At 43.9% G+C, this 526-nt stretch carries 1 protein-coding gene and 1 pseudogene; both read right to left on the minus strand.

Annotated features, from left to right (window positions below):
* On the minus strand, positions 1-406 hold a 406-nt coding region (locus P20652_RS17270; protein ID WP_033016986.1), incomplete at its 3' end, for a transposase zinc-binding domain-containing protein.
* Positions 403-526: pseudogene (locus tag P20652_RS20155) on the minus strand (integrase); the annotation flags it as partial. The gene P20652_RS17270 and the pseudogene P20652_RS20155, both read right to left, overlap by 4 nt.

The following is a 526-nucleotide window of genomic DNA, read 5'->3' on the forward strand; positions in this document are numbered from 1 at the left end:
GGCCATGCCTCTTTCGTTTCGCAAATTTACACAGCGTTTGCCATGCGGCTTTAAATAAACAGTGATATAACGCGTTTGGGTTGTAGTGCGCAATGATATTTAACTCATGCGGGAGCGTAAAAACAAGGTGGAAATACCGACACGGTAATAAATCTTCCTGCTGTTTTTGCACCCATTTAGCCGTAGCCATCCCTTGGCAACGTGGGCAATGACGGTCTCGACAACTACACCCAATTTGTTGTACTTCACTACAGTTATCACATTGCCATGCTTGATAACCGAGCTGCCCCGCTCTGCATGATTGAAGGTGTTGGCAGACTCGTAACTGCTGATAACTCATTATGTGGTGCTGCCGATAATTCTCAAGATTCGAGTTTAAAATATCAGCGAGGTGTAAAGCGCTCATTGTTTACTCCAACTTGCGAGTAAATCAATGCCGCCATGACCTAACTCTGGTAACCAATGTAAGTAACTTTGTGTGGTTTTAATATCACTGTGACCAAGCTGATGTTGCAGTTGATGAAGT

The organism is Pseudoalteromonas sp. BSi20652 (genome assembly GCF_000239855.1).
In the GTDB taxonomy this organism is placed as follows: domain Bacteria; phylum Pseudomonadota; class Gammaproteobacteria; order Enterobacterales; family Alteromonadaceae; genus Pseudoalteromonas.